The sequence below is a fragment of the Streptomyces sp. NPDC045846 genome, assembly GCF_056431605.1.
Map to the genome: position 1 here is coordinate 227,199 of NZ_JBWKKJ010000004.1, position 20,729 is coordinate 247,927.

The window sequence follows — 20,729 nt, forward strand, 5'->3', positions numbered from 1 at the left end:
CCCCCACCGCCCGCCCGGCATCCGCGAAACCCACGTACCGCAGAGCGACCCGAAACCCAGGACCTCCGGGGCACCCACGCGGCGGCGGGGCGGCTCAAACGCAGGGCGTCCGGGACACCCACCCGGGGGCGGGGGCGACTCAAACTCAGGGCCTCCGGGGCACCCGGGGGCGGTGCGGCTCAGCCGAGCAGGGACGCCAGCTCCCGCGCCGCGCGCTCGGCGTCCGCGAAGCCCACGTACAGCGGGGTGAAGCCGAAGCGCAGGACGTCGGGGCGGCGGAAGTCGCCGACCACGCCGCGCGCGGTGAGGTCGCGCATCACCTCGCCCGCTCCCTCGCAGCTCAGGGACACCTGGCTGCCGCGTTCCGCGTGGGCGGCCGGGGTCACCGACGCCACCCGCCCGGCCGGGACGTGCGCCTCGACGCACTCCAGGAAGAAGTCCGTCAGGGCGAGGGACTTGGCACGGACCGCCTCGACGGAGACGCCGTCCCACACGTCGAGCGCCGACTCCAGGGCCAGCATGGACAGGATGTCGGGGGTGCCGACCCGGCCCCGTACCGCACCCTCGCCCGGCACGTAGCGCGGCCGCATCCCGAAGGGGTCCTCGTGCGAGTTCCAGCCGGGCAGCGGGGTGTCGAAGCGGGGCTGGTGGTCGTCGCGCACGTACAGGTACGCCGGTGAACCAGGGCCGCCGTTCAGGTACTTGTACGTGCAGCCCACCGCGAAGTCGACCCGGTGCGCGGCCAGGCCGACCGGCAGCGCGCCCGCGCTGTGGCACAGGTCCCAGACCGCCAGCGCCCCGGCCGCCTGGATCGCCCGCGTGATCCCCGGCAGGTCGTTGAGGCGGCCCGTGCGGTAGTCCACGTGGTTGACCAGAACCACCGCCGTGCGCGGGCCGAGCGCGGCCGGGATGTCGGCGGGAGCCAGCGCCCGGATCCCGCGGCCCGTCATGCGCGCCGCGGACTCGGCGACGTACCCGTCGGTGGGGAACGTGGAGGCGTCGACCAGGATCTCGTCGCGGTCGTCCGCGGCGAGACGGACCGCGCCGACCAGCGCCTTGAAGACGTTCACGCTCGTCGAGTCGCCGACCACGACGCTGCCCGCGGGCGCGCCGACCAGCGGGGCGATCCGGTCGCCGACGCGTTCCGGCGCCGTCCACCAGCCGCTCTCCTCCCAGGAGCGGATGCGCAGCTGCCCCCACTCGCGGGCAATGACGTCCTGCATACGGGCCGGAACGTGCCGGGGCAGCGCTCCGAGCGAGTTGCCGTCGAGGTAGACCACACCGTCGTCGAGGGCGAACAGGTCGCGGTGGCGGGCGAGTTCGTCAGCGGCGTCCAGCGCCGCGGCCTTCTTGGCCAGTGCCTCAGACATGGCTGCGCGCCGTCCACAGCTCGGGGAAGACGCTCTTGGTGGCCCGCTTCTCCAGCCAGGCCACCCCGGCCGAGCCGCCGGTGCCGGACTTGGCGCCCATGGCCCGCCGGGTCGCCACGAGGTGGTCGTTGCGCCAGCGCCACACCAGCTCGCCGACATCGGTCAACGCCTCGCCCAGGCGCACCAGTTCGCCGTTCTGGTCGCCCGCGTACAGCTCGGCCCAGACGGCCTCGACCTCGGCGCTCGGCTCGTACTTGCGGGTCAGGTCCCGCTGGAGGACGGCGGGCGGCACCGCGTACCCGCGCCGCGCGAGCAGCGCGAGGACCTCGTCGTACAGACTCGGTTCGCCGAGCGCCTTCTCCAGCTCGGCGTGCACGCGCGGCGCGCCCCGGTGCGGCACCAGCATCGACGCCGACTTGTCGCCCAGCAGGAACTCCATCCGCCGGTACATCGCCGACTGGAACCCGGAGCCCTCGCCGAGCGCGGACCGGTAGGAGTTGAACTGCGCCGGGGTCAGCTGCGCCAGCGGCGTCCACGAGGCGTTCAGCGCCTCCAGCTCGCGCACCGAACGCTTCAGGGCGTCGACGGCGACCTGCACCCGGTCCTCGCGCAGCGCCCGCGACGCGGTCTCCCACTCGTGCACGATGACGGTGAACCACAGCTCCATGACCTGGGTGGTGACCAGGAAGACCATCTCGCCCGGGTCGTCGGAGCGCAGGTGCTGGAGGTGGGTGAGGACGTCCGCCTGGACGTAGTCCTCGTACGGTGTCGTGCCCTCGAAGTCCAGATTCGGGGTCTCCGGCTCGTCGCCCTGCTCGGGCGGCACGACCGGATCGGACATCTTTGATGACATCGCTGTCTCCTCGATGTGTCCGGGTAGCGGTCCGCCCCTTCCTTGGTCGGCATCGGAGCCCCGGTCCCCACCGGCATCATAAGCACGGTCGCGTGCGCTGCGTCAGGGCACCGAGGGGCCTGAGACGAAGGTCCCGTCCGCGGTGTAGGGCCAGGCGTTGGACCTGCACCCGTTCAGGCCCTTGATCTGCTGCTGCATCACGGGGGCGGGTTTTCCGGGGCCCGGGCAGGCCATGTGCGCGTGGTAGCCGATCATGTGGCCTATCTCGTGGTTGATGATCAGGTGCCGGTACTCGGCGGGCGGGCCGTCGTACTGCGGCGAACCGGTCACCCAGCGCTTGAGGTTGACGATGACACCGCCCGTGACCTCGCAGTTCAGCTCGCCGCCGGTGTCACCGTTGACGGCGCAGAGCCGGTCGGTGGTCTTCGGTGTGGCGATCTTGATGACGACGTCGGCGCCGCCGGAGACGAGCTGGAAGCGGCCCTTGCCGTGCGCGGCCCAGCTGCGCGGGTCGGCCAGGATCGTCTGGACGTCGAGGGCGGCCTGCTTGGCGGACAGGTCCACGCCGTCCTCGACCTGCACCTCGTAGCGGCGCAGCGGGCCACCGGTGCCGACGACCTCGCCGGAGGTCTGGGCGGTGGTGAAGGTGCCGGGGCCGGACAGGGGGATGGCCGTCTTCGGGCTCGTGGTGGGCGCCGGTCTGCCGGACGACGGGTCCAGGGGCAGCGGGGCGCGGTCCTCCATGGGGCTCGCGCCGACGTTGCCGGGTTCCACGACGGGCTCGTGGGCGCCGCCGGGCCACCGGGCGAGCGCGACCCCGCCGACCAGGGTGGCGCCGAGCAGACACCCGACGACGAGCAGCACGCGTGTGCGCGCCCGGCGGGCCCGTCCGCGGCCCTCCCGCCCCGGCGTCCGCGCCGGGGTTCCCTCCCCCGACCGTCTGCGGCCATGACCGATCGCACTGCGGGCGCCTCGCTTGCCCAAGACGTCAACTCCATTGATCCCGGCTGGAGTTGGGGGGAAGAGGAGTGGGGCCTCCGCGCCAGCCTGTCCATGCGGCCGGGCGCGTGCGATGGTGCCGCTCCGCAGGTTGCCCGGGCCGTCCGTTCCAGCCATACAGATGGCGCGAACGGCCCGGGCGTTCCCGATCGGACCGAAGTGGATCAGCCCAGGGTGTCGGCGGCGAGCGGCGAGGAGTCCCGCAGGAAGGTGGTGCAGCGCTCGTACTCGGCGGCCTCACCGATCGCCTGCGCGGCGCGCGCGAGGGCGTGCAGGGCGCGCAGGAAGCCGCGGTTGGGCTCGTGCTCCCACGGCACCGGGCCGTGTCCCTTCCACCCGGCACGGCGCAGCGAGTCCAGGCCGCGGTGGTATCCGGTACGGGCGTAGGCGTACGACTCGACGGTGCGGCCGGCGTCGAAGGCGTCGTCGGCGAGTTGTGCCCAGGCGAGGGAGGAGGTGGGGTACTTCGCGGCGACGTCCGCGGGGGCGGTGCCGGTGGCCAGCAGTTCGCGCGGCTCCGGGTCGTCGGGCAGCAGGGTCGGGGCGGGGCCCCCGAGCAGGTTCTCGTGAATGGACATGCGGCCAGTTTCCCCCACCCCGCCCCTCCCCGAGACCCTCCGGGGGCGAAGAGCGTTCCCGGGGCTCCGCCCCCAGCCCCCGATCACGCCTGAACGGCGCTCGTCCTCAAACGCCGGACGGGCTGAAGATGCCCATGCTGGCCCACCTACAGGGGCGCGGGGAACTGCGCGAGCAACCCCGCACGGTCCGCGGATCGAAACGGGTGTCCATGGGGGGCCGGGGGCGGAGCCCCAGGGGGGTCACGGCGAGGGGTCGCCGTGGTCGGGCTCCAGGGCCGGCCCAGAGACCCCACACTGCATCCGACACGCCGGCACAACCCCCGGCCCCACCGACCGCCGCACGGCCAGAAAGGCCACCACCGAGGCCAGCACCAACGCCCCCGCACACATCGGCATGGCCCGCCGGAACGTCGCCCCGAACTCCGCCGCCGACCGGTACGCCTCCGGCCCCATCCCCGCAGCCAGCGGCAACGCCGCCACCGCGATCAGACCGGCGGCCCGCGCGGCCGCGTTGTTGATGCCGCTGGCCAGCCCCGCCCGCCCCTCGTCGACCGAGCCGAGCACCGTCGCGGTGAGCGGCGCCACCAGGGTGACCATGCCGAGCCCGAGCACGATCAGCGCGGGCAGGACGTCGCGTACGTACGACGCGTGCTCCCCGGCGCGCAGCATCAGCAGCATCCCCGCCGCGCACAGCAGCGGCCCGACGGTGAGCGGCACGCGCGGCCCGAGCCGCTGCCCCAGCTCCCCCGAACGCGCCGAAAGCAGCAGCATCAGCACCGTCGTCGGCAGCAGCGCCGCGCCCGCGCCGAGCGCCGAGTACCCGGCGACGACCTGGAGCTGGAGGGCCGCGAGGAAGAAGAACCCGCCGAACGCCGCGTACACGCACACCGTCACCGCGTTGACCGCGGTGAAGATCCGCGAGCGGAAGATGTCCGGCGGCAGCATGGGGTCGGCCAGCCGCCGCTCGCGCCGTACGAAGGCCGCGCCGAGGCCGAGTCCCGCGACCCCGGCCCCCACCACCAGCCCCGACGAGCCCTGCCCCGGCGCCTCGATCAGCGCGTACGTCACCAGCGCGAGGGTCAGCGCCCCGAGGGCCGCGCCCAGTACGTCGAACCGGCCCGTGTGCGTGCGCGGATCCCGCGATTCCGGTACGTGGCGCAGGGCCACCGGTACGCAGAGCGCGGCCAGCGGCACGTTGATCAGGAACACCCAGCGCCAGCCGGGGCCGTCCACCAGCCAGCCGCCCAGGAACGGGCCCACGGCGGCCCCGACCCCGCCGAGCCCGGACCACACGCCGACCGCGCGGGCCCTGTCGTCGGGGTGGAAGCTCGCCTGGATGATGGCGAGGGAGCCGGGGGTGAGCAGGGCGCCACCGATGCCCTGGAGGGCGCGGGCGGCGATGAGCACCCCGGCGTCGGGGGCGAGCCCGCACAGCAATGACCCGGCGGCGAACCAGACCACCCCGATGACGAACACCTTCCGCCGGCCGTACCGGTCGCCCAGGGCGCCACCGAGCAGGATGAGCCCTGCCAGGGTGAGCATGTAGGCGTTGACGGTCCACTGGAGGACGGCCATGTCGGTGTCGAGGTCCGTGCCGATGTGGGGCAGGGCGACGTTCACGACCGTCGAGTCGAGGAGGGCCATGCCCGAGCCGAGGACGGTGGTGAGCAGCACCCAGCGGCCGGGGCCGGTGCCCATGCGTACGTTGTCCGCCACAGCACGACTGTCCCCCACCCCACCCACCCCCGAAACCCCGGCCCCCACCGCCGGACGGCCTGCATGGCCACCCCGTCAAGTGCAGCCCTGCCAGGGGCGCGGGGAACTGCTCGAGAAGCGGGCACGGTCCGCAGAGGCCCCGGGGCTCCGCCCCAGACCCCGATCGCGCCTGAACGGCGCTCGTCCTCAAACGCCGGACAGGCTGAGGATGCCCATGCGGGCCAACACCATGCCGCCAAGGGGCGCGGGGAACTGCGACAGCAACCCCGCACGGTCCGCAGAGGCCCCGGGGCTCCGCCCCAGACCCCGATCGCGCCTGAACGGCGCTCGTCCTCAATCGCCGGACAGGCTGAGGTTGCCCCTGCTGGCCAGCACCATGCCGCCAAGGGGCGCGGGGAACTGCGCGAGCGACCCAGCACGGTCCGCGGCCGAAGGGACCAAGGGGCGCGGGGAACTTCGCCAGAACCCCCTCCCCCGGCAGGGGGCCCCGCGAGCGGCAAGGGCGGGGGGGGGAAAGGTCAGCCCAGCCTCGCCAGCGCACGCGTCAACGCCTCCACCCCCACCCCCACCTTCCCCCGCGCACACCCCACGTTCAGCCGAACGAACCCCGGCGCCCCATAAACCCCACCCGGCATGATCGCCACCTTCTCGACCTCCACCAGCTCCCGCTGCAACGCCCCCTCGTCCACCCCCAGCGCCCGCAGGTCGATCCAGGCGAGGTACCCGGCCTGCGGAGGAGCCCAACTCAGCGCGGGGAACGCCGAGTTGAGGCGCGCGGCCACCAGCTCCAGGTTCCCGGCGACGTACGCCCGGAGCGCGTCCAGCCACCCCGCACCCTCCCGGTACGCCGCGATGTGCGCGGTCAACGACAGCACCGCGGGCGAGCCGAGGCCCTCGCCGGTCTCCATGCGGCGGACGAACTCCGCGTGGTCGGCCGCGTCCCCGATCAGCCCGTACGAACCCGTCAGCGCGGGGAAGTTGAAGGACTTCGTGCCGGAGGTGATCAGCGCCCAGCGGCCCCGCCCGAACCGCGTCCACGGCAGGTGCCGGTGGCCGTCGTGGACGAAGTCCGCGTGGATCTCGTCGCTGATCACCGCGACCCCGTACCGCTGGGCCAGCGAAGCGAAGTGCGCGAGTTCGCGCTCCGTCCACACCCGGCCGGTGGGGTTGTGCGGCGAGCACAGGAGCAGCACCCGGCTCCGCGGCCCCGCCAGCGCCGCTTCGAGCGCGGCCGGATCGTCGAGCGGGACGCCGCGCAGCTCGCGCCCGAGCCCGCCGACGGCCTTGCGGAAGCCGTCGTACACAGGGGTGTGGACGACGACCGCGTCACCCGGCTCGGTCCACATGCGCAGGAGCTGCGAGAGCTGGTTGAGGACGGACGGCGCGTAGACCAGCCGCGCGGTGTCGATCTCGGTGTCGTGCCGGCTGCGGTACCAGTCGCGCACCGCCGAGCGGAACTCCTCGTTCTGCCAGTCGGTGTAGCCGAACACGCCGTGCGCGACCCGCTCCTGGAGCGCCGCGAGCACCTCGGGCGGCGAGGGGAAGTCCATGTCGGAGATGGTGAAGGGCAGCAGCCCGGGCGCCCCGAACCGGTCGGCCACCCCGTCCCACTGGATGCTCCAGGTGCCGCGCCGGTCAACGGGTATGTCGAAGTCGTACGTGGTCATGCGGGCCTCCCCGGGACATGGCTCGGGCCCGGCACCCCCGCGAGGGGACACCGGGCCCGAGCCGTGCGTAAGCGGATGTACGAACAGCGCCTACTTCAGCTTCGTACCGGTCGAGCGCAGGTTCGCGCACGCCTCGGTCACGCGCTTGGCCATGCCGGCCTCGGCCAGCTTGCCCCACGTGCGCGGGTCGTAGGTGGACTTCTTGCCGACCTCGCCGTCGACCTTCAGGACGCCGTCGTAGTTGCGGAACATGTGGTCCGCGACCGGGCGGGTGAAGGCGTACTGGGTGTCGGTGTCGAGGTTCATCTTGACGACGCCGTTCTCCAGGGCCGTCGCGATCTCCTCGGCGGTCGAGCCGGAGCCGCCGTGGAAGACGAAGTCGAACGGCGAGGCCTTGCCGTACTTCTCGCCGACGCCCGCCTGGAGGTCCTTGAGCAGCTCGGGGCGGAGCACGACGTTGCCCGGCTTGTAGACGCCGTGGACGTTGCCGAAGGACGCGGCCAGCAGGTAGCGGCCCTTCTCGCCCAGGCCGAGCGCCTCGGCGGTGCGCAGCGCGTCGTCGACCGTCGTGTACAGCTCGTCGTTGATCTCGTGGCTGACGCCGTCCTCCTCGCCGCCGGTCGGGGTGATCTCGACCTCAAGGATGATCTTCGCGGCGGCGGCCTTGGCGAGCAGCTCCTGGCCGATGGCCAGGTTGTCCGCGAGGGTCTCGGCGGAGCCGTCCCACATGTGGGACTGGAACAGCGGGTTCAGACCCTTGGCGACGCGCTCGGCGGACACCTCCAGGAGCGGGCGGACGTAGCCGTCCAGCTTGTCCTTGGGGCAGTGGTCGGTGTGCAGCGCGACCGTGATGTCGTACTTGGCGGCGACGACGTGCGCGAACTCGGCCAGGGCGACCGCGCCCGTGACCATGTCCTTGTTGTACTGGCCACCCAGGAACTCCGCACCACCGGTGGAGATCTGGATGATGCCGTCGCTCTCGGCCTCCGCGAAGCCGCGCAGCGCAGCGTGCAGGGTCTGGGTCGAGGTCACGTTGATGGCCGGGTAGGCGAACTTGCCTGCCTTCGCCCGGTCGAGCATCTCGTTGTAGACCTCGGGGGTTGCGATGGGCATCTGTCCGCTCCTTGTGATGTGCGGGGTGTGCGATATGTGCTGGCCCTGACCTGGGGGCGACGTCATCGTCGCGGCCCATCTTTCCAGACTCTGGCCGCGGCTCCACCCCGCGGATGCGCAAGGGGCGGGCCGTTTCACGTGAAACGGCCCGCCCCTTCAAGAACGCGCAGGTCAGGGGATGGCTGCCCATATCCCGGGACCTAGGTCACGACTTTCCGACCCGGGGCGCGAGGTTTACGCGAGCCCCAGCTCCGTCGAGGAGAACGCGAAGACGTACGGCACGCCCGCGCCCTCGGTGATCTTCTCGGCGGCACCGGTCGCCCGGTCCACGATCGTGGCGACGGCGACGACCTCGGCGCCCGCCGCGCGGACCGCCTCGACGGCGGTGAGCGGCGAGCCGCCGGTGGTGGAGGTGTCCTCGACGACCAGGACCCGGCGGCCCTTGATGTCCGGGCCCTCGACCTGGCGCTGCATGCCGTGCGCCTTGGCGGCCTTGCGGACGACGAAGGCGTCCAGGGTGCGGCCGCGGGCGGCGGCCGCGTGCAGCATCGCGCCGGCCACCGGGTCGGCACCCATGGTCAGACCGCCGACCGCGTCGAAGTCGAACTCGGCGGTGACGTCGAGCATCACCTGGCCGACCAGCGGCGCGGCGACGCCGTCAAGGGTGACCCGGCGCAGGTCGACGTAGTAGTCGGCCTCGATCCCGGAGGAGAGGGTCACCTTGCCGTGCACCACGGCCTTGTCCTTGATCTGCTGGAGCAGGTCAGCGCGTACGTCAGTCATACCCAAGAGCTTAAGGGCCCGCTCTACGGGCGGCGCCAGGTCCAGGTCGTGGTCAGCTCCAGCGGGTCGATGGGGGTGACCAGGCGGGGCAGTGTGTTGAGCCCGTTGGGCGGGCCCGACTGCGGCTCCACGCACACGGCCTCGTCCTGCTCGTCGTAGACGACGACCCACTCGCTGGGGCTGGTCACCTTCAGTTCGAGCCGCCCGGGCCAGGTGAGGGTGACGTCCACGCCGTCGGGCATCCCGAAGCAGTCGTCCCAGGGACCCGGCAGCGGCTCGATGCGCCGTCCGGTGGGCAGGTGGTCCGCGCCGCGCTCCTCCTGCCACGCGGCGTCGAAGGCGAGCTCGACCTTGCTGCCGTCGAGCTCCCGCACGAACCAGGGGTGCCAGCCGACCTGCGCCGGGAAGGAGTTCTCGTACGTCTCGACGCCCATGCGCACGGTCAGCGCGTCCGGGGTCAGCTCGAAGATCTGGGTGACCCTGCCGGTGAACGGCCAGGGCTCGGCCAGCTCGTAGGTGAACACGGCCTCGGTGCCGGAGACCCGCGCGGTCTTCCACGCGTGGTCGCGGGCCGTGCCGTGGATGGCGTGCGGGGGCGAGTTGAGCGGCAGCTGGTACTTGACGCCGCCATCGCGGAACTGGCCGTTCTCGACGCGGCCGCACCACGGCACCATCGGGAAGCAGCCGTACTTGTCGCCCTGGCGCAGCACCTCGGTGCCGTCGATCCGCAGGCTGCTGATGCGGCAGCCGTTGCCCGCGTCGACGGTCAGTTCGGCGGCGCCGGCGCCCAATTTGATCTGGTCACTGCTCACGCCTTCGACCCTAGCCGGTGGGCCCCGGCCGTGGGGTCAGCGCCGTCGCCTGAGGGCGCGGCCGACGACGACCGCGGAGGCCAGCGCGAGGGCCGCGGCCGGGGCGACCCAGCGCAGCGTGGCACTGGCGGTGCTGCCCGAGGGGGCGGGGACCGGGGCGTACCGGCCGCGCGGCGGTGCGTGGTCGACCTCCTCGGCGCTGCGGCCGATCATGGTGCGCCGGGCGTGCGCGGCCTCGGCGGGCATGGGCTCGCCCACCTCGATGGCGAACTCCTCGTCGGCGAGCCGGTCCAGGGACGGCGGCGGCACCTCGGCGTCGAAGACGGAGGCGAGGCTCTCCGCGTCGAGGTCGGTGTTGAGGTCCGTGTCGAGCTCGGGGTCGAGCTCCGCCTCGCGAGCGGGCCCGGGGTCGGCGGCGAGGTCCGTGTCGGCGCTCTCCTCGCCGTCGGCCGGCCGGGCCAGCGCGGCGGCGAACCGGTCGAGCAGGCGCAGGGCGGAGGCGTGGGCCGCGTCGGCCGGTACGTCGGCGGCCCGGCCCTCCGCGAGGGCGGTCCCCGCGAAGGCGAGGGTGGTGCCGCCGGAGGCCGGTTCCAGCCGTACGGTCAGGGTGAGCTTGGCCGCGCCCGCGCCGCGGACCTCGACCCCCTCGCCCTCGAAGGCGAACGCGTCGTCGTCCTGCTCGGTGATGCGCAGGGCGCCCCGGTAGGTGATGGTGCTCCCGCCGAGGCGGACCTTCAGCCGGCCCGCTATGGGCGGCTCGCCCGCATCCTGCTGGAGCCCCGGCACACAGCGCGCGACCCGGCCGGGATCGCGCAGCGTCTGCCGGAGTGACTGGGCCTCAACCGGAACGAACACCTCATGCTCCATAGCCACCGAGCCTACTCAGCGCCGGCCGTCGCGTCTGCGCAAACGCGGCGCCGATCACCGGCCCGCCCCGCGCTGGCCCGGCTCCGGCCCGCCCAGGCCGCCCGCGCGGGGCGCCTCAGTCGGCGTAGCGCGGGTGCACCAGCGTCGATGGCGGGAACCCGGCGGCGCCCTCGGGCGGGGCCAGCGGCTCGGTTCCGGCGGGCAGCCGCACCGCGGGCGGCGACCCGGACGGCGGCCCGCCCGCCGCGAGCGGACGCGGGGCGGGCCTGGCGGCCAGGACGAACCCCCAGTCGCGCGGGGACTTCGCCGGGGCGGACGCGTGGTCGGGGCCCCCGGTGAACCCGGCGCCGCGTCCGGTCGCGCGGTAGGCGAAGGTCGTCAGGCCCGCCGCGCGCACGGTCGAGGCGACGGTCCAGAACGTGCGCGGCCGGCCCGCCACCGGCCCCGCGTGCACCACGAGCCGCCCGCCGGGCGCCAGGACGCGGGCGGCGAGCCCGTAGAACTCCTGCGAGTAGAGCTTGGTGCTGGCGGTCACGCCCGGGTCGGGCAGATCCGACACGACCACGTCGTACGCGCCCGAGGCGTAGCCGTCGCCGCGCAGCCAGCCGAAGGGGTCGCCGATGACCGGGTGCAGCCGGGGGTCCCCGTAGGCATGGCCGTTCAGGGCCGCCAACTGCGGGTCGCTGCGCGCCAGTTGGACAAGGCCCGGATCGAGCTCGACGAGGGTGACGGAGCGCACCCCGGGCCGGCGCAGCACTTCGCGCGCGGCGAGGCCGTCGCCGCCGCCCAGGATCAGCACGCGGCCGTGCGGGCCGCCGTCGAGCGCGGGCCCCACCAGGGCCGCGTGGTAGCGGGACTCGTCGCGGCCGTTGACCCGCAGCCGTCCGTCCAGGAACAGGTCGAGCGGGGCGCCGCCCCTGCCGGTCAGGACGATCTCCTGGACGCGGGTCTGGACGGCGACCCGCACCTGCCCCCCGTACACGGCGCGGCGCGCGGCCTGTTCGAAGTCGTCGACCATGGCGGTGGTCAGGGCGAGCACGGCCAGGACGAGGGCGTTGGCGGCGAGCAGCGACCAGCGGGCGCGCGGGGACAGGTCGCGGCCGAAGAGCAGCAGGACGAGCGAGCCGCCCGCGACCGCGTTGACCGCGCCGGTGAGCAACGCGCTGGTCAGCTGGCCGAGCTGGGGCAGCAGCAGGAAGGGGAACGCGAGGCCGCCCACGAGCGCGCCCACGTAGTCCGCGGCGAACAGGTCGGCCACGGTGCCGCTCGCGTCCCCGGCGGCGCGCCGCGAGACCCGCTGGATGAGGGTCATCAGGAGCGGGATCTCGGCGCCGATCAGCATGCCGATGGCGAGCGAGAAGGCGACCAGCGCGTAGCGCGAGCCGCCGAACCAGGCGAACGTCGCGTACAGCGCCATCGCCGAGCAGCCGCCCACCAGGGCGAGCGCGGCCTCGATGAGCCCGAAGCCGACGGCGGCCCGGCAGCGCAGCCGTTTGGCGAGCAGCGAGCCGACGCCCATCGCGAACACCATCACCGACAGGACCACCGAGGCCTGGGTGACCGAGTCGCCGATCAAGTACGAGGCCAGGGCCACCAGTTCGAGCTCGTACACGAGACCGCAGGCGGCACAGACGAACACCACGGCCAGGACGAGGAACCGACCCGACCGCGGACTACTCACGGGAGCGGGAAGCGGTTCGATCACCTTGCGAACGCTACGTGACACTCCGTTCGCATCCTGTCACCCACACGGGTTCAACTGGAGCCAACCGCCCGGGAATCGTGTACCTCAGAGCCCGACGGGGGCGGGCGCCCGCACGCCGACCCGGGTCCGCGTCACCACCAACTGCCCCTCCTGCGGGTAGGCGTGCCAGGTGCGCCACCACACCTGTCCGTCGCCGCGCTGCGCGAGCATCGCCGTGAACGCGTGCGGCGAGCCCGGAAACGTTCCGGCCAGCCCGTGGGGATGGTCGGCGACCAGGGCGAGGAGCTCCTGCGCGCGCCCCGCGAACGAGCCCCGCGAGAGCGTCTCGACGCGTGCGGCGAACTCGTAGTCCCACTCCCCGAGCCGTTTCGCCACGCCGAGCGGCAGCGGCGTACTGCTGCCGGGCATGCAGGCGACGGTTTCCGAACAGGTTCCGCGCTCCTCGTCGAGGAGCACCTGGTGCGAGGCTCCGAGCAGCCGCAACTGGAGCTTGGCGCCGGTCAGTTCGAGGTCGAGTACGGCCAGGGCGGGCAGCGGCTCGCGGCCCAGCGCCCAGGCGAGGTCGGCGGCACGCGTGTCGGTGTAGGCGGTCTTGAGGGTCGTGAGCATGGGTGGGCTCCGCAAAACACACATCTGGCGGGTGGGTGACCGATGTCGACTCGGACCGCAACGAAGGACGGGGGACCGCTCTGTGATCGCCCGGGGCCCGAGGGCTGCGTCGTTTCTCATCTGCGAGGGAATCATGAAGTGCGCGGCGGTCACAGCTTTTTTACCCAACTTGATGGGGTTTCCATCCCCTCGGGGGCCACTCGGTTCAAACGTTCAACTACAGGCGTGAAAGAAGGCGCCCGGCCGGCGAAAGCCGACCGGGCGCACAACGGGCACGACCGGCGGCGGAATCGGCTGCCCCGTGACAGCCGCGACCGCCCGCGGTCCGGCCGACCCGCCGGATGATGCGCGAACTCCTCGTGCCGGGCGCGGAGTTCGCGATCCGGTGGGCGCGCACCGCGCGATCCCGTACGCCCGCGGTGCGCGTTCCGGTGCTCAGCTGGAGCCGCAGCCCCCGCCGCCGCAGGAGGAGTGGCCGCCTCCGCACGAGTGGTGGCCGCCCCCGCAGGAGTGGTGGCCGCCGCCGTGATGCCCACCGTGGTGACCGCCGCCGCCCCCGCCGTCCGCTCCCCCGGCCCACCAGCTCGCGGAGCCCCCGGCGGCGGACGACGAGCCCGACCTCCGGCGCTTCGCCATGCCCTTGCGGCGCCGCCGCGCCGCCGGACTGACCGCGATGATCAGCAGCACCAGAGCAAGGATCCCCAACTCGATCGCGCTGTCCATTCCCCCCACCGTCCTCTCGGCCGCGGTCCCCCGTCGTCCCGCGTGGAAGGGGGATGCCCTGGGCGGCCCGGCGCCAAAGCACACTTGAGCAACTCCAGAGGTTGCCCGCAGGATGGCCGTCATGACCTCCAGCGCGCGCCCCCTCCTCAACCGCCGCCTCGCCGACTTCGGGACGACGATCTTCGCCGAGATGTCCGCCCTCGCCCAGCGGACCGGGTCCATCAACCTCGGCCAGGGCTTCCCCGACACCGACGGGCCCGAGGCCGTACGGGAGGCGGCGGTCCGCGCGCTGCGCGAGGGCCGCGGCAACCAGTACCCGCCGGGCCCCGGCGTCCCCGAACTGCGCACCGCGATCGCCGAGCACCAGCTGCGCCACTACGGCCTCTCCCACGACCCCGACAGCGAGGTCCTGGTCACCGCGGGCGCCACCGAGGCGATCGCCGCCTCCCTGCTCGCGCTGCTCGAACCCGGCGACGAGGTCATCGCCCTGGAGCCGTACTACGACTCGTACGCCGCGTGCATCGCGATGGCGGGGGCCGCCCGGGTCCCGGTGACCCTGCGCGCCGGGGAGGGGCGCTTCGTCCTCGACCTCGACGAGCTGCGCGCCGCCGTCACCCCCCGCACCCGGCTGATCCTCCTCAACACCCCGCACAACCCGACCGGCACGGTCCTGACCCGCGCCGAGCTCGCCGCGGTCGCCGAACTCGCCTGTGAGCGCGACCTGCTGGTGGTCACCGACGAGGTGTACGAGCACCTCGTCTTCGACGGCGCCGAGCACGTCCCGCTCGCCTCCTTCCCCGGCATGCGCGAGCGCACGGTCACCATCGGCTCGGCGGGCAAGACGTTCTCGTTCACGGGCTGGAAGGTCGGCTGGGTGACGGCCGCGCCCGCGCTCGTGGCGGCGGTCCGCTCGGCCAAGCAGTTCCTGACGTACGTGGCGTCGGGGCCCTTCCAGTACGCGGTGGCCGAGGCGCTGCGGCTGCCGGACTCCTACTTCGCCGACTTCCGCGCCGACCACCTGGCCAAGCGGGACCTGCTGAGCGCGGGTCTTGCGGCGGCCGGGTTCGAGGTGTTCCGCCCGGCCGGCACGTACTTCGTGACCACCGACATCCGCCCGCTGGGCGAGAGCGACGGCTTCGCGTTCTGCCGGGCGCTGCCCGAGCGCTGCGGCGTCGTGGCGATCCCCAACGCCGTCTTCTACGACCACCGCGACGAGGGCGCCCCCTTCGTACGGTTCGCCTTCTGCAAGCGGACGTCGGTGCTCGAAGAGGCGGTCGCCCGCCTCAAGGCGCTGGCCGGGTAGCGCACGGCCTCCCCCGCTGTCACGACGACACGCACGGGCGCCGCCGGGCGGGCGGAGTTCTACCCGGTCGGGGGCCCAGCGGTCGCGGGCGGCGGGATCCGCGCTGATGGTCGGTCTGACGACCCCGCGCGCCCGGAGGTGCCCCCTGTCCGCCGAGATCACCGCCCCCGCCCGCGGCCGCCGGGCCGGCGGCATCGTGAGTGCCCCGCTCCGGACGGGCACCCTGCGCCGGGCGGTCCCCGCGCTCGGCCTGTTCGCCGCCGCGCGGCTGACCGGGTTCCTGCTGATGGCGGCCGCGGCCTGGCACCGGGGGCTTTCGCCGCGCGCCCGGCTCGCCACCTCCTGGGACGCCGACTGGTACACCCGGATCGCGGCCCACGGCTACGGCCGCACCCTGTTCTGGCCGGACGGCTCGGTCCAGAGCGACCTGGCGTTCTTCCCGTTCTACCCGGGCCTGATCCGCGCCGTGACCACGGTGCTGCCCGTGACCGGCGGCACCGCGGGGCTGCTCGTGTCCTGGACGGCGGCGGCCCTGGCGGCCTGGGCGATCTACCTCATCGGGGAGCGCCTGTACGGCCGCCCCGTGGGCACCCTGCTCGTCCTGCTGTGGGGCCTCCTGCCGCACGCCGTCGTGCTGACGATGGCGTACACCGAGCCCGTCATGACGGCGCTGGCGGCCTGGTCGCTGTGGGCGGTCCTGGAACGCCGCTGGCTGTGGGCGGGCTCGCTCGCGCTGCTCGCCGGTCTCTCCCGGCCGAACGCCGTCGCCGTGGCCGCGGCGGTGCTCGTGGCGGCGGGGCACGCGGCCCGGCAGGGCGAGGGGCGGTCCTGGCGGCTGTGGGCGGGCGCGCTGCTGGCGCCGCTGGGCTGGTGCGGGTACGTCCTGTGGGTGGGGGTGCGCGAGGGCGATCCGGTCGGGGGCTACTTCTCGGTGCAGGCCGGGTGGACGTCCCGGTTCGACTTCGGCGCGGGCTGGCCGCACTTCCTCAAGCGGATGGCGCTGACCCCCTACGACCTGGGGTTCACGATGGCCGCGCTGCTGACCGCGGTGATGGTCGTGCTGTTCGTGCTGTTCGCCCTGGACCGGCCGGCGCTGCCGCTGCTCGTCTACACGGCCGTCCTGGTCCTCATCGCCCTCGGCGGGTCGGGCTTCTTCGAGTCGAAGCCGCGCTTCCTGCTGCCCGCGTTCCCGCTCCTGATCCCGCTCGCCCGCGCACTGACGAGAGCCCGGCCCCGGGCGGCGATCACGGTGACCGCCGCCCTGGCCGGGCTCTCGTTCTGCTACGGGGCCTATCTGCTGACGCTGGCCACCATGGCGCTGTGAATCCGCCGGGGGCTCACTCGGAGCCGGACTCGCCGGCCTCGTCGCCCTCGTCACCGTCGACGTCCTTCTCCAGGCCCAGCTGCTCCAGGAGCCACTTGTCGAACTCGATCGAGGCGCGCACCCAGCTCACCACGGAGGACACGAAGTGCTCCAGGGCGACGCCCGTGCCGATCAGCATCTGCGCCTCGCCGATGAGGCGGACGGTGCCGTCGTCGTGGGTGTGCGTGTAGACCTTGGGCCACAGGGTGCGGCGGTTCCAGTCGTCGATCGACTCCAGGATCCGGACCTTGTCGTCGATGCTGTGCGGCCGGTCGTAGAACGTCCGCACCGAGAAGACCTGCTGGTCGTCCTCGCCGCGGAACATGAAGTACGTACGGAAATCCTCCCACGGCGCGGCGAGGTCGCCCTCGTCGTCCACGACGTACTTGAGCTCCATCTGGTCCAGGAGCTGCTTGACCAGATCCTGGTCGGGGACCACGGGCCCGGCGGGGGCGCCGCCAGGCTGCGGACCGGCGGGCTGAGCCCCGAAATTCGGAATCGAGGACGGGTCGATGCTCATCGTGAATCTTCCTTCGTACGGTTCCGGTCATCCTCCCCCATGCCGGGGCAGGACTGGCAACCCCTGCCCCCGGGTATCCGCTGCGGGCTGACCGAATCGGCTGACTTGGAGGGAGGTGGCGGGATCGGCCCTACCGCGCGGCCCCCACGATCAGCCCCTCCCCGAATCGGTCGACGCGAACCGTGTCTCCGTCGGTCACTTCGCCCGCCAGGATCTCCTTGGCGAGCCGGTCGCCGATGGCGGTCTGGATCAGGCGGCGCAGCGGGCGCGCACCGTAGGCCGGGTCGTTGCCCTCGTCCGCGAGCCACTCCAGCGCCGCGGGGGTGACGTCCAGGGTGAGCCGGCGGTCGGCCAGGCGCTGGGCGAGGCGGCCGATCTGGAGCTCGGCGATGTGGGACAGCTCGTCCTTGGTGAGGGCGGAGAAGACCACCAGGTCGTCGAGCCGGTTGAGGAACTCCGGCTTGAAGGAGGCCCGCACCACGTCGAGCACCTGCCGCTTCTTGTCCTCCGCGCTGGTCGAGGGCTCGACCAGGTACTGGCTGCCGAGGTTGGAGGTGAGGATCAGGATGGTGTTGCGGAAGTCGACCGTGCGGCCCTGCCCGTCGGTCAGGCGCCCGTCGTCGAGGACCTGGAGCAGGATGTCGAAGACCTCGGGGTGGGCCTTCTCCACCTCGTCCAGGAGCACGACGCTGTACGGGCGGCGGCGCACGGCCTCGGTGAGCTGGCCGCCCTCCTCGTAGCCGACGTAGCCGGGAGGCGCGCCGACCAGGCGGGCCACCGAGTGCTTCTCGCTGTACTCCGACATGTCGATGCGGACCATGGCCCGCTCGTCGTCGAAGAGGAAGTCCGCGAGCGCCTTGGCGAGCTCCGTCTTGCCCACGCCCGTCGGGCCCAGGAAGAGGAACGAGCCGGTCGGCCGGTCGGGGTCGGCGATGCCGGCCCGGGTGCGGCGCACCGCGTCCGAGACCGCCTGCACCGCCTCGGACTGGCCGATCAGGCGCTTGCCCAGCTCGGCCTCCATGCGGAGGAGCTTCTGCGTCTCGCCTTCGAGCAGGCGCCCGGCGGGGATGCCGGTCCAGGCGCCGACCACGTCCGCGATGTCGTCGGGGCCGACCTCCTCCTTGACCATCGTGTCCTTGGCGTCCTTGGACTTCTCCTGCTCGGCCTCGGCCTCGGCGGCCTCCTCCAACTCCCGCTCCAGACCCGGGATTTCGCCGTACAGGAGCTTGGAGGCGGAGTCGAAGTCGCCGTCGCGCTGGGCGCGTTCGGCCTGGCCGCGCAGCTCGTCGAGCTTCTCCTTGAGCTCACCGACCCGGTTGAGGCCCTGCTTCTCCTTCTCCCAGCGGGCGGTCAGGCCGCGCAGCTCCTCCTCCTTGTCGGCGAGGTCCTTGCGCAGCTTGTCCAGGCGCTGCACCGAGCCGGCGTCGGTCTCGTTCTTCAGCGCCAGCTCCTCCATGCGCAACCGGTCGACGGCGCGCTGGAGTTCGTCGATCTCGACCGGCGAGGAGTCGATCTCCATCCGCAGCCGGGAGGCCGCCTCGTCGACGAGGTCGATCGCCTTGTCGGGCAGGAAGCGGGAGGTGATGTACCGGTCGGAGAGCGTCGCGGCCGCGACCAGCGCGCTGTCCGCGATCTGCACCTTGTGGTGCGCCTCGTACCGGCCCTTGAGCCCGCGCAGGATCGCGATGGTGTCCTCGACGCTCGGCTCCGCGACAAGCACCTGCTGGAAGCGGCGTTCGAGCGCCGGGTCCTTCTCGATGCGCTCGCGGTACTCGTCGAGGGTGGTCGCACCGACCATGCGCAGCTCGCCGCGCGCCAGCATGGGCTTGAGCATGTTGCCCGCGTCCATCGCGGAGTCGCCGCCGGCGCCCGCGCCGACGACGGTGTGCAGCTCGTCGATGAACGTGATGATCTGGCCGTCGCTCTCCTTGATCTCGGAGAGGACGGTCTTGAGGCGCTCCTCGAACTCGCCGCGGTACTTCGCGCCCGCGACCATCGCGCCGAGGTCGAGCGAGACCAGCCGCTTGTTCTTCAGCGACTCCGGCACATCGCCCTTCACGATGCGCTGGGCGAGGCCCTCGACGACGGCGGTCTTGCCGACGCCGGGCTCGCCGATGAGCACCGGGTTGTTCTTGGTGCGCCGGGACAGCACCTGCACGACCCGGCGGATCTCCTGGTCCCGGCCGATGACCGGGTCGAGCTTGCCCTCGCGGGCGGCCGCCGTGAAGTCCGTACCGAACTTCTCCAGCGCCTTGTACTGACCCTCCGGGTCGGGTGTGGTCACCCGGCGCCCTCCCCTGCTCGTCTCGAACGCCTCAAGGAGCTTCTTCGCGCTCGCCCCCTGCTGGGAGAGGATCTCACCGGCCTGCCCGCCCTTGGCCGCCAGGCCGATGAGCAGGTGCTCGGTGGAGAGGTAGTCGTCGCCCAGCTCCTTGGCGCGCTGCGACGCGTCCGCGATGACGGCGAGCAGTTCGCGGTTGGGCTGGGGCGGGGCCACGGTGGAGCCGGTCACGCTGGGGAGCCCGGCGAGGATCCGCTCCGCGCCGGAGCGCACGGCGGCCTGGTCGGCGTCCACGGCGGCCAGCAGGTCGACGATGTTCTCGTTGTCCTGGCCCTCCAGGAGCGCGAGCAGCAGATGCGCGGGGGTCAGATCCGGGTGTCCCCCGGCGACGGCGCGGTTGCTCGCGGCGTTGATCGCGTCCCGGCTCTTGTTCGTCAGCTCGGCATCCACGTGTGTTCGCTCCTCCTCGTCGTACGACTGGGCATGGCTTCACCGCCTATGACCCTTCCAACGTACACAAAGTTGAGCCTATTCCGCTCAAGGTGAGCCGAAGGAAGGGCGGCCGCTAGATTTCCGGACCATGGCCACCGACGTACGCAATCCCGACAGCGCCTATCTCAGCTTCTGGCGGGAGCGCCACCTCTGCACCTTGACCACGCCCCGGCCGGACGGTTCGCCGCACGTGGCGCCGGTGGGGGTGACGTACGACCCGGAGGCGGGGCTGGCGCGCGTCATCTGCAACCGCAGGAGCCGAAAAGTCGCCAACATTGTGGCCGCGGTCGCGGCGGACCCGGCGGGCGCGCGGGTCGCGGTCTGCCAGCTGGAGGGCAGGCGCTGGGCGACGCTGGAGGGGCGCGCGGTGGTGCGCACGGAGCCCGAGCTGATCGCGGAGGCGGTGGAGCGCTACGCGGAGCGCTACCAGCGGACCCCGGCCCCGAACCCGGACCGGGTGCTCATCGAGATCAGGCTGACCAGGGCGATGGGCAACACCTGATCCGTACCCGGACAGCACAGCGGCGCCACCGTGTTCAGGTCCACGATGGCGCCGCTGTGTGGGGGAAGCGCCTGCGCGATGTACAACGACGGGGGATCGCGTCAGGCACTGCGGGGGGTGGCGGTGGATGAATCGGGTTGGGCCTCCGACTCGAAAAGCTGGTGGTCACGTTGGTCGAGGTTCACGAAGACCATGCCGTACCGGACCACGCAGCGGATGGGCTGCGGTGCCCCGCGCGGCCGGCGCAGGCACCGGTAGGCACGGACGTCCTCGTCGTCCTCACGGGCGATCAGGATCGGCTCACCGAGCAGGGTGACCGTCAACGAATCGCCACGATGCGGAACTGCCGTGGCGAGGTCGATGAAATGCCACCCCGAGCGGTAGGCCGTGGCCATTTCGCGCCGGAAGGTGCGGTCGTCGGGCGGAAAGCTCATGCGACAGCACCCGCAGGAGCGGACTCCCAGGTGAGGTCC

At 72.8% G+C, this 20,729-nt stretch carries 19 protein-coding genes; 3 read left to right on the forward strand and 16 right to left on the reverse strand.

Annotated features, from left to right (window positions below):
- Positions 1–179 precede the first annotated feature (179 nt).
- The 13 genes from kynU to AC07F3_RS13330 form a co-directional block, all read right to left on the reverse strand.
- Positions 180–1,370: a kynureninase gene (gene kynU / locus AC07F3_RS13270; RefSeq protein WP_479113483.1), complete on the reverse strand. Its 1,191-nt coding sequence runs from the start codon at positions 1,368–1,370 to the stop codon at positions 180–182.
- Positions 1,363–2,223: a tryptophan 2,3-dioxygenase family protein gene (locus AC07F3_RS13275; RefSeq protein ID WP_479113485.1), complete on the reverse strand. Its 861-nt coding sequence runs from the start codon at positions 2,221–2,223 to the stop codon at positions 1,363–1,365. The genes kynU and AC07F3_RS13275 overlap by 8 nt, the downstream gene beginning before the upstream one ends.
- A gap of 102 nt (positions 2,224–2,325) precedes the next feature.
- Positions 2,326–3,087 (reverse strand): DUF3152 domain-containing protein, encoded by a 762-nt coding sequence (locus tag AC07F3_RS13280; protein WP_479113487.1) that lies wholly within the window; start codon positions 3,085–3,087, stop codon positions 2,326–2,328.
- Positions 3,088–3,386: 299 nt separating this feature from the next.
- Positions 3,387–3,800, reverse strand: coding sequence for a DUF3151 domain-containing protein (locus AC07F3_RS13285; protein WP_114040715.1), 414 nt, complete (start codon positions 3,798–3,800; stop codon positions 3,387–3,389).
- Positions 3,801–4,040: 240 nt separating this feature from the next.
- The gene (locus AC07F3_RS13290; RefSeq protein ID WP_479114039.1) at positions 4,041–5,498 is read right to left on the reverse strand and encodes an MFS transporter; all 1,458 of its coding nucleotides are present in this window, start codon (positions 5,496–5,498) and stop codon (positions 4,041–4,043) included.
- A 536-nt stretch (positions 5,499–6,034) separates the two neighbouring features.
- Positions 6,035–7,183 carry a MalY/PatB family protein gene (locus AC07F3_RS13295; protein ID WP_479113489.1) on the reverse strand — a complete coding sequence of 383 codons (1,149 nt, stop codon included), beginning with the start codon at positions 7,181–7,183 and terminating at the stop codon, positions 6,035–6,037.
- A 90-nt stretch (positions 7,184–7,273) separates the two neighbouring features.
- Positions 7,274–8,296, reverse strand: coding sequence for a class II fructose-bisphosphate aldolase (gene fbaA, locus AC07F3_RS13300; protein ID WP_114040713.1), 1,023 nt, complete (start codon positions 8,294–8,296; stop codon positions 7,274–7,276).
- A 234-nt stretch (positions 8,297–8,530) separates the two neighbouring features.
- Positions 8,531–9,079 carry an orotate phosphoribosyltransferase gene (pyrE, locus tag AC07F3_RS13305; protein WP_053726438.1) on the reverse strand — a complete coding sequence of 183 codons (549 nt, stop codon included), beginning with the start codon at positions 9,077–9,079 and terminating at the stop codon, positions 8,531–8,533.
- A gap of 23 nt (positions 9,080–9,102) precedes the next feature.
- Entirely contained in the window at positions 9,103–9,891 is a 789-nt protein-coding gene (locus AC07F3_RS13310; protein WP_479113491.1) for an aldose epimerase family protein, read from the reverse strand.
- 36 nt (positions 9,892–9,927) lie between these two features.
- Positions 9,928–10,758, reverse strand: a complete 831-nt coding sequence (locus AC07F3_RS13315; protein ID WP_479113493.1) for an SRPBCC domain-containing protein — start codon at positions 10,756–10,758, stop codon at positions 9,928–9,930.
- Positions 10,759–10,873: 115 nt separating this feature from the next.
- Entirely contained in the window at positions 10,874–12,463 is a 1,590-nt protein-coding gene (locus AC07F3_RS13320) for a polyamine aminopropyltransferase (RefSeq protein ID WP_479113494.1), read from the reverse strand.
- 84 nt (positions 12,464–12,547) lie between these two features.
- Positions 12,548–13,072: a DUF2617 family protein gene (locus AC07F3_RS13325; RefSeq protein WP_479113496.1), complete on the reverse strand. Its 525-nt coding sequence runs from the start codon at positions 13,070–13,072 to the stop codon at positions 12,548–12,550.
- A 435-nt stretch (positions 13,073–13,507) separates the two neighbouring features.
- Positions 13,508–13,795, reverse strand: a complete 288-nt coding sequence (locus tag AC07F3_RS13330; RefSeq protein ID WP_479113498.1) for a hypothetical protein — start codon at positions 13,793–13,795, stop codon at positions 13,508–13,510.
- 112 nt (positions 13,796–13,907) lie between these two features.
- On the opposite strand from AC07F3_RS13330, the gene AC07F3_RS13335 reads away from it, so the two are divergent.
- Positions 13,908–15,098, forward strand: coding sequence for a pyridoxal phosphate-dependent aminotransferase (locus AC07F3_RS13335; RefSeq protein WP_479113499.1), 1,191 nt, complete (start codon positions 13,908–13,910; stop codon positions 15,096–15,098).
- A gap of 106 nt (positions 15,099–15,204) precedes the next feature.
- Entirely contained in the window at positions 15,205–16,422 is a 1,218-nt protein-coding gene (locus tag AC07F3_RS13340) for a hypothetical protein (RefSeq protein WP_479113501.1), read from the forward strand.
- A gap of 13 nt (positions 16,423–16,435) precedes the next feature.
- On the opposite strand, the gene AC07F3_RS13345 is transcribed toward AC07F3_RS13340, so the two are convergent.
- Together AC07F3_RS13345 and clpB are read right to left on the reverse strand one after the other, a co-directional pair.
- Positions 16,436–16,981, reverse strand: coding sequence for a type III secretion system chaperone family protein (locus tag AC07F3_RS13345; protein ID WP_479113503.1), 546 nt, complete (start codon positions 16,979–16,981; stop codon positions 16,436–16,438).
- 130 nt (positions 16,982–17,111) lie between these two features.
- Complete coding sequence (gene clpB / locus AC07F3_RS13350; protein WP_479113505.1) at positions 17,112–19,712, reverse strand: ATP-dependent chaperone ClpB; 2,601 nt, start codon at positions 19,710–19,712, stop codon at positions 17,112–17,114.
- 130 nt (positions 19,713–19,842) lie between these two features.
- Between clpB and AC07F3_RS13355 the strand changes: the two genes are divergently transcribed.
- On the forward strand, positions 19,843–20,256 hold the full coding sequence (locus tag AC07F3_RS13355) for a pyridoxamine 5'-phosphate oxidase family protein (protein ID WP_479113507.1): 414 nt from the start codon (positions 19,843–19,845) through the stop codon (positions 20,254–20,256).
- 101 nt (positions 20,257–20,357) lie between these two features.
- On the opposite strand, the gene AC07F3_RS13360 is transcribed toward AC07F3_RS13355, so the two are convergent.
- Positions 20,358–20,690: a Rieske (2Fe-2S) protein gene (locus AC07F3_RS13360; RefSeq protein ID WP_114040705.1), complete on the reverse strand. Its 333-nt coding sequence runs from the start codon at positions 20,688–20,690 to the stop codon at positions 20,358–20,360.
- Between the last annotated feature and the right edge of the window lie 39 nt (positions 20,691–20,729).

Bases quoted from the DNA above. Each gene is read 5' to 3' on its own strand.
- AC07F3_RS13315 (WP_479113493.1), bottom strand. From the start codon at position 10,758: ATGGAGCATGAGGTGTTCGTTCCGGTTGAGGCCCAGTCACTCCGGCAG.
- AC07F3_RS13330 (WP_479113498.1), bottom strand. From the start codon at position 13,795: ATGGACAGCGCGATCGAGTTGGGGATCCTTGCTCTGGTGCTGCTGATC.
- fbaA (WP_114040713.1), bottom strand. From the start codon at position 8,296: ATGCCCATCGCAACCCCCGAGGTCTACAACGAGATGCTCGACCGGGCG.
- pyrE (WP_053726438.1), bottom strand. From the start codon at position 9,079: ATGACTGACGTACGCGCTGACCTGCTCCAGCAGATCAAGGACAAGGCC.
- AC07F3_RS13340 (WP_479113501.1), top strand. From the start codon at position 15,205: ATGGTCGGTCTGACGACCCCGCGCGCCCGGAGGTGCCCCCTGTCCGCC.
- AC07F3_RS13345 (WP_479113503.1), bottom strand. From the start codon at position 16,981: ATGAGCATCGACCCGTCCTCGATTCCGAATTTCGGGGCTCAGCCCGCC.
- AC07F3_RS13355 (WP_479113507.1), top strand. From the start codon at position 19,843: ATGGCCACCGACGTACGCAATCCCGACAGCGCCTATCTCAGCTTCTGG.
- AC07F3_RS13285 (WP_114040715.1), bottom strand. From the start codon at position 3,800: ATGTCCATTCACGAGAACCTGCTCGGGGGCCCCGCCCCGACCCTGCTG.
- AC07F3_RS13325 (WP_479113496.1), bottom strand. From the start codon at position 13,072: ATGCTCACGACCCTCAAGACCGCCTACACCGACACGCGTGCCGCCGAC.
- AC07F3_RS13335 (WP_479113499.1), top strand. From the start codon at position 13,908: ATGGCCGTCATGACCTCCAGCGCGCGCCCCCTCCTCAACCGCCGCCTC.
- kynU (WP_479113483.1), bottom strand. From the start codon at position 1,370: ATGTCTGAGGCACTGGCCAAGAAGGCCGCGGCGCTGGACGCCGCTGAC.
- AC07F3_RS13360 (WP_114040705.1), bottom strand. From the start codon at position 20,690: ATGAGCTTTCCGCCCGACGACCGCACCTTCCGGCGCGAAATGGCCACG.
- AC07F3_RS13290 (WP_479114039.1), bottom strand. From the start codon at position 5,498: ATGGGCACCGGCCCCGGCCGCTGGGTGCTGCTCACCACCGTCCTCGGC.
- AC07F3_RS13295 (WP_479113489.1), bottom strand. From the start codon at position 7,183: ATGACCACGTACGACTTCGACATACCCGTTGACCGGCGCGGCACCTGG.
- AC07F3_RS13275 (WP_479113485.1), bottom strand. From the start codon at position 2,223: ATGTCATCAAAGATGTCCGATCCGGTCGTGCCGCCCGAGCAGGGCGAC.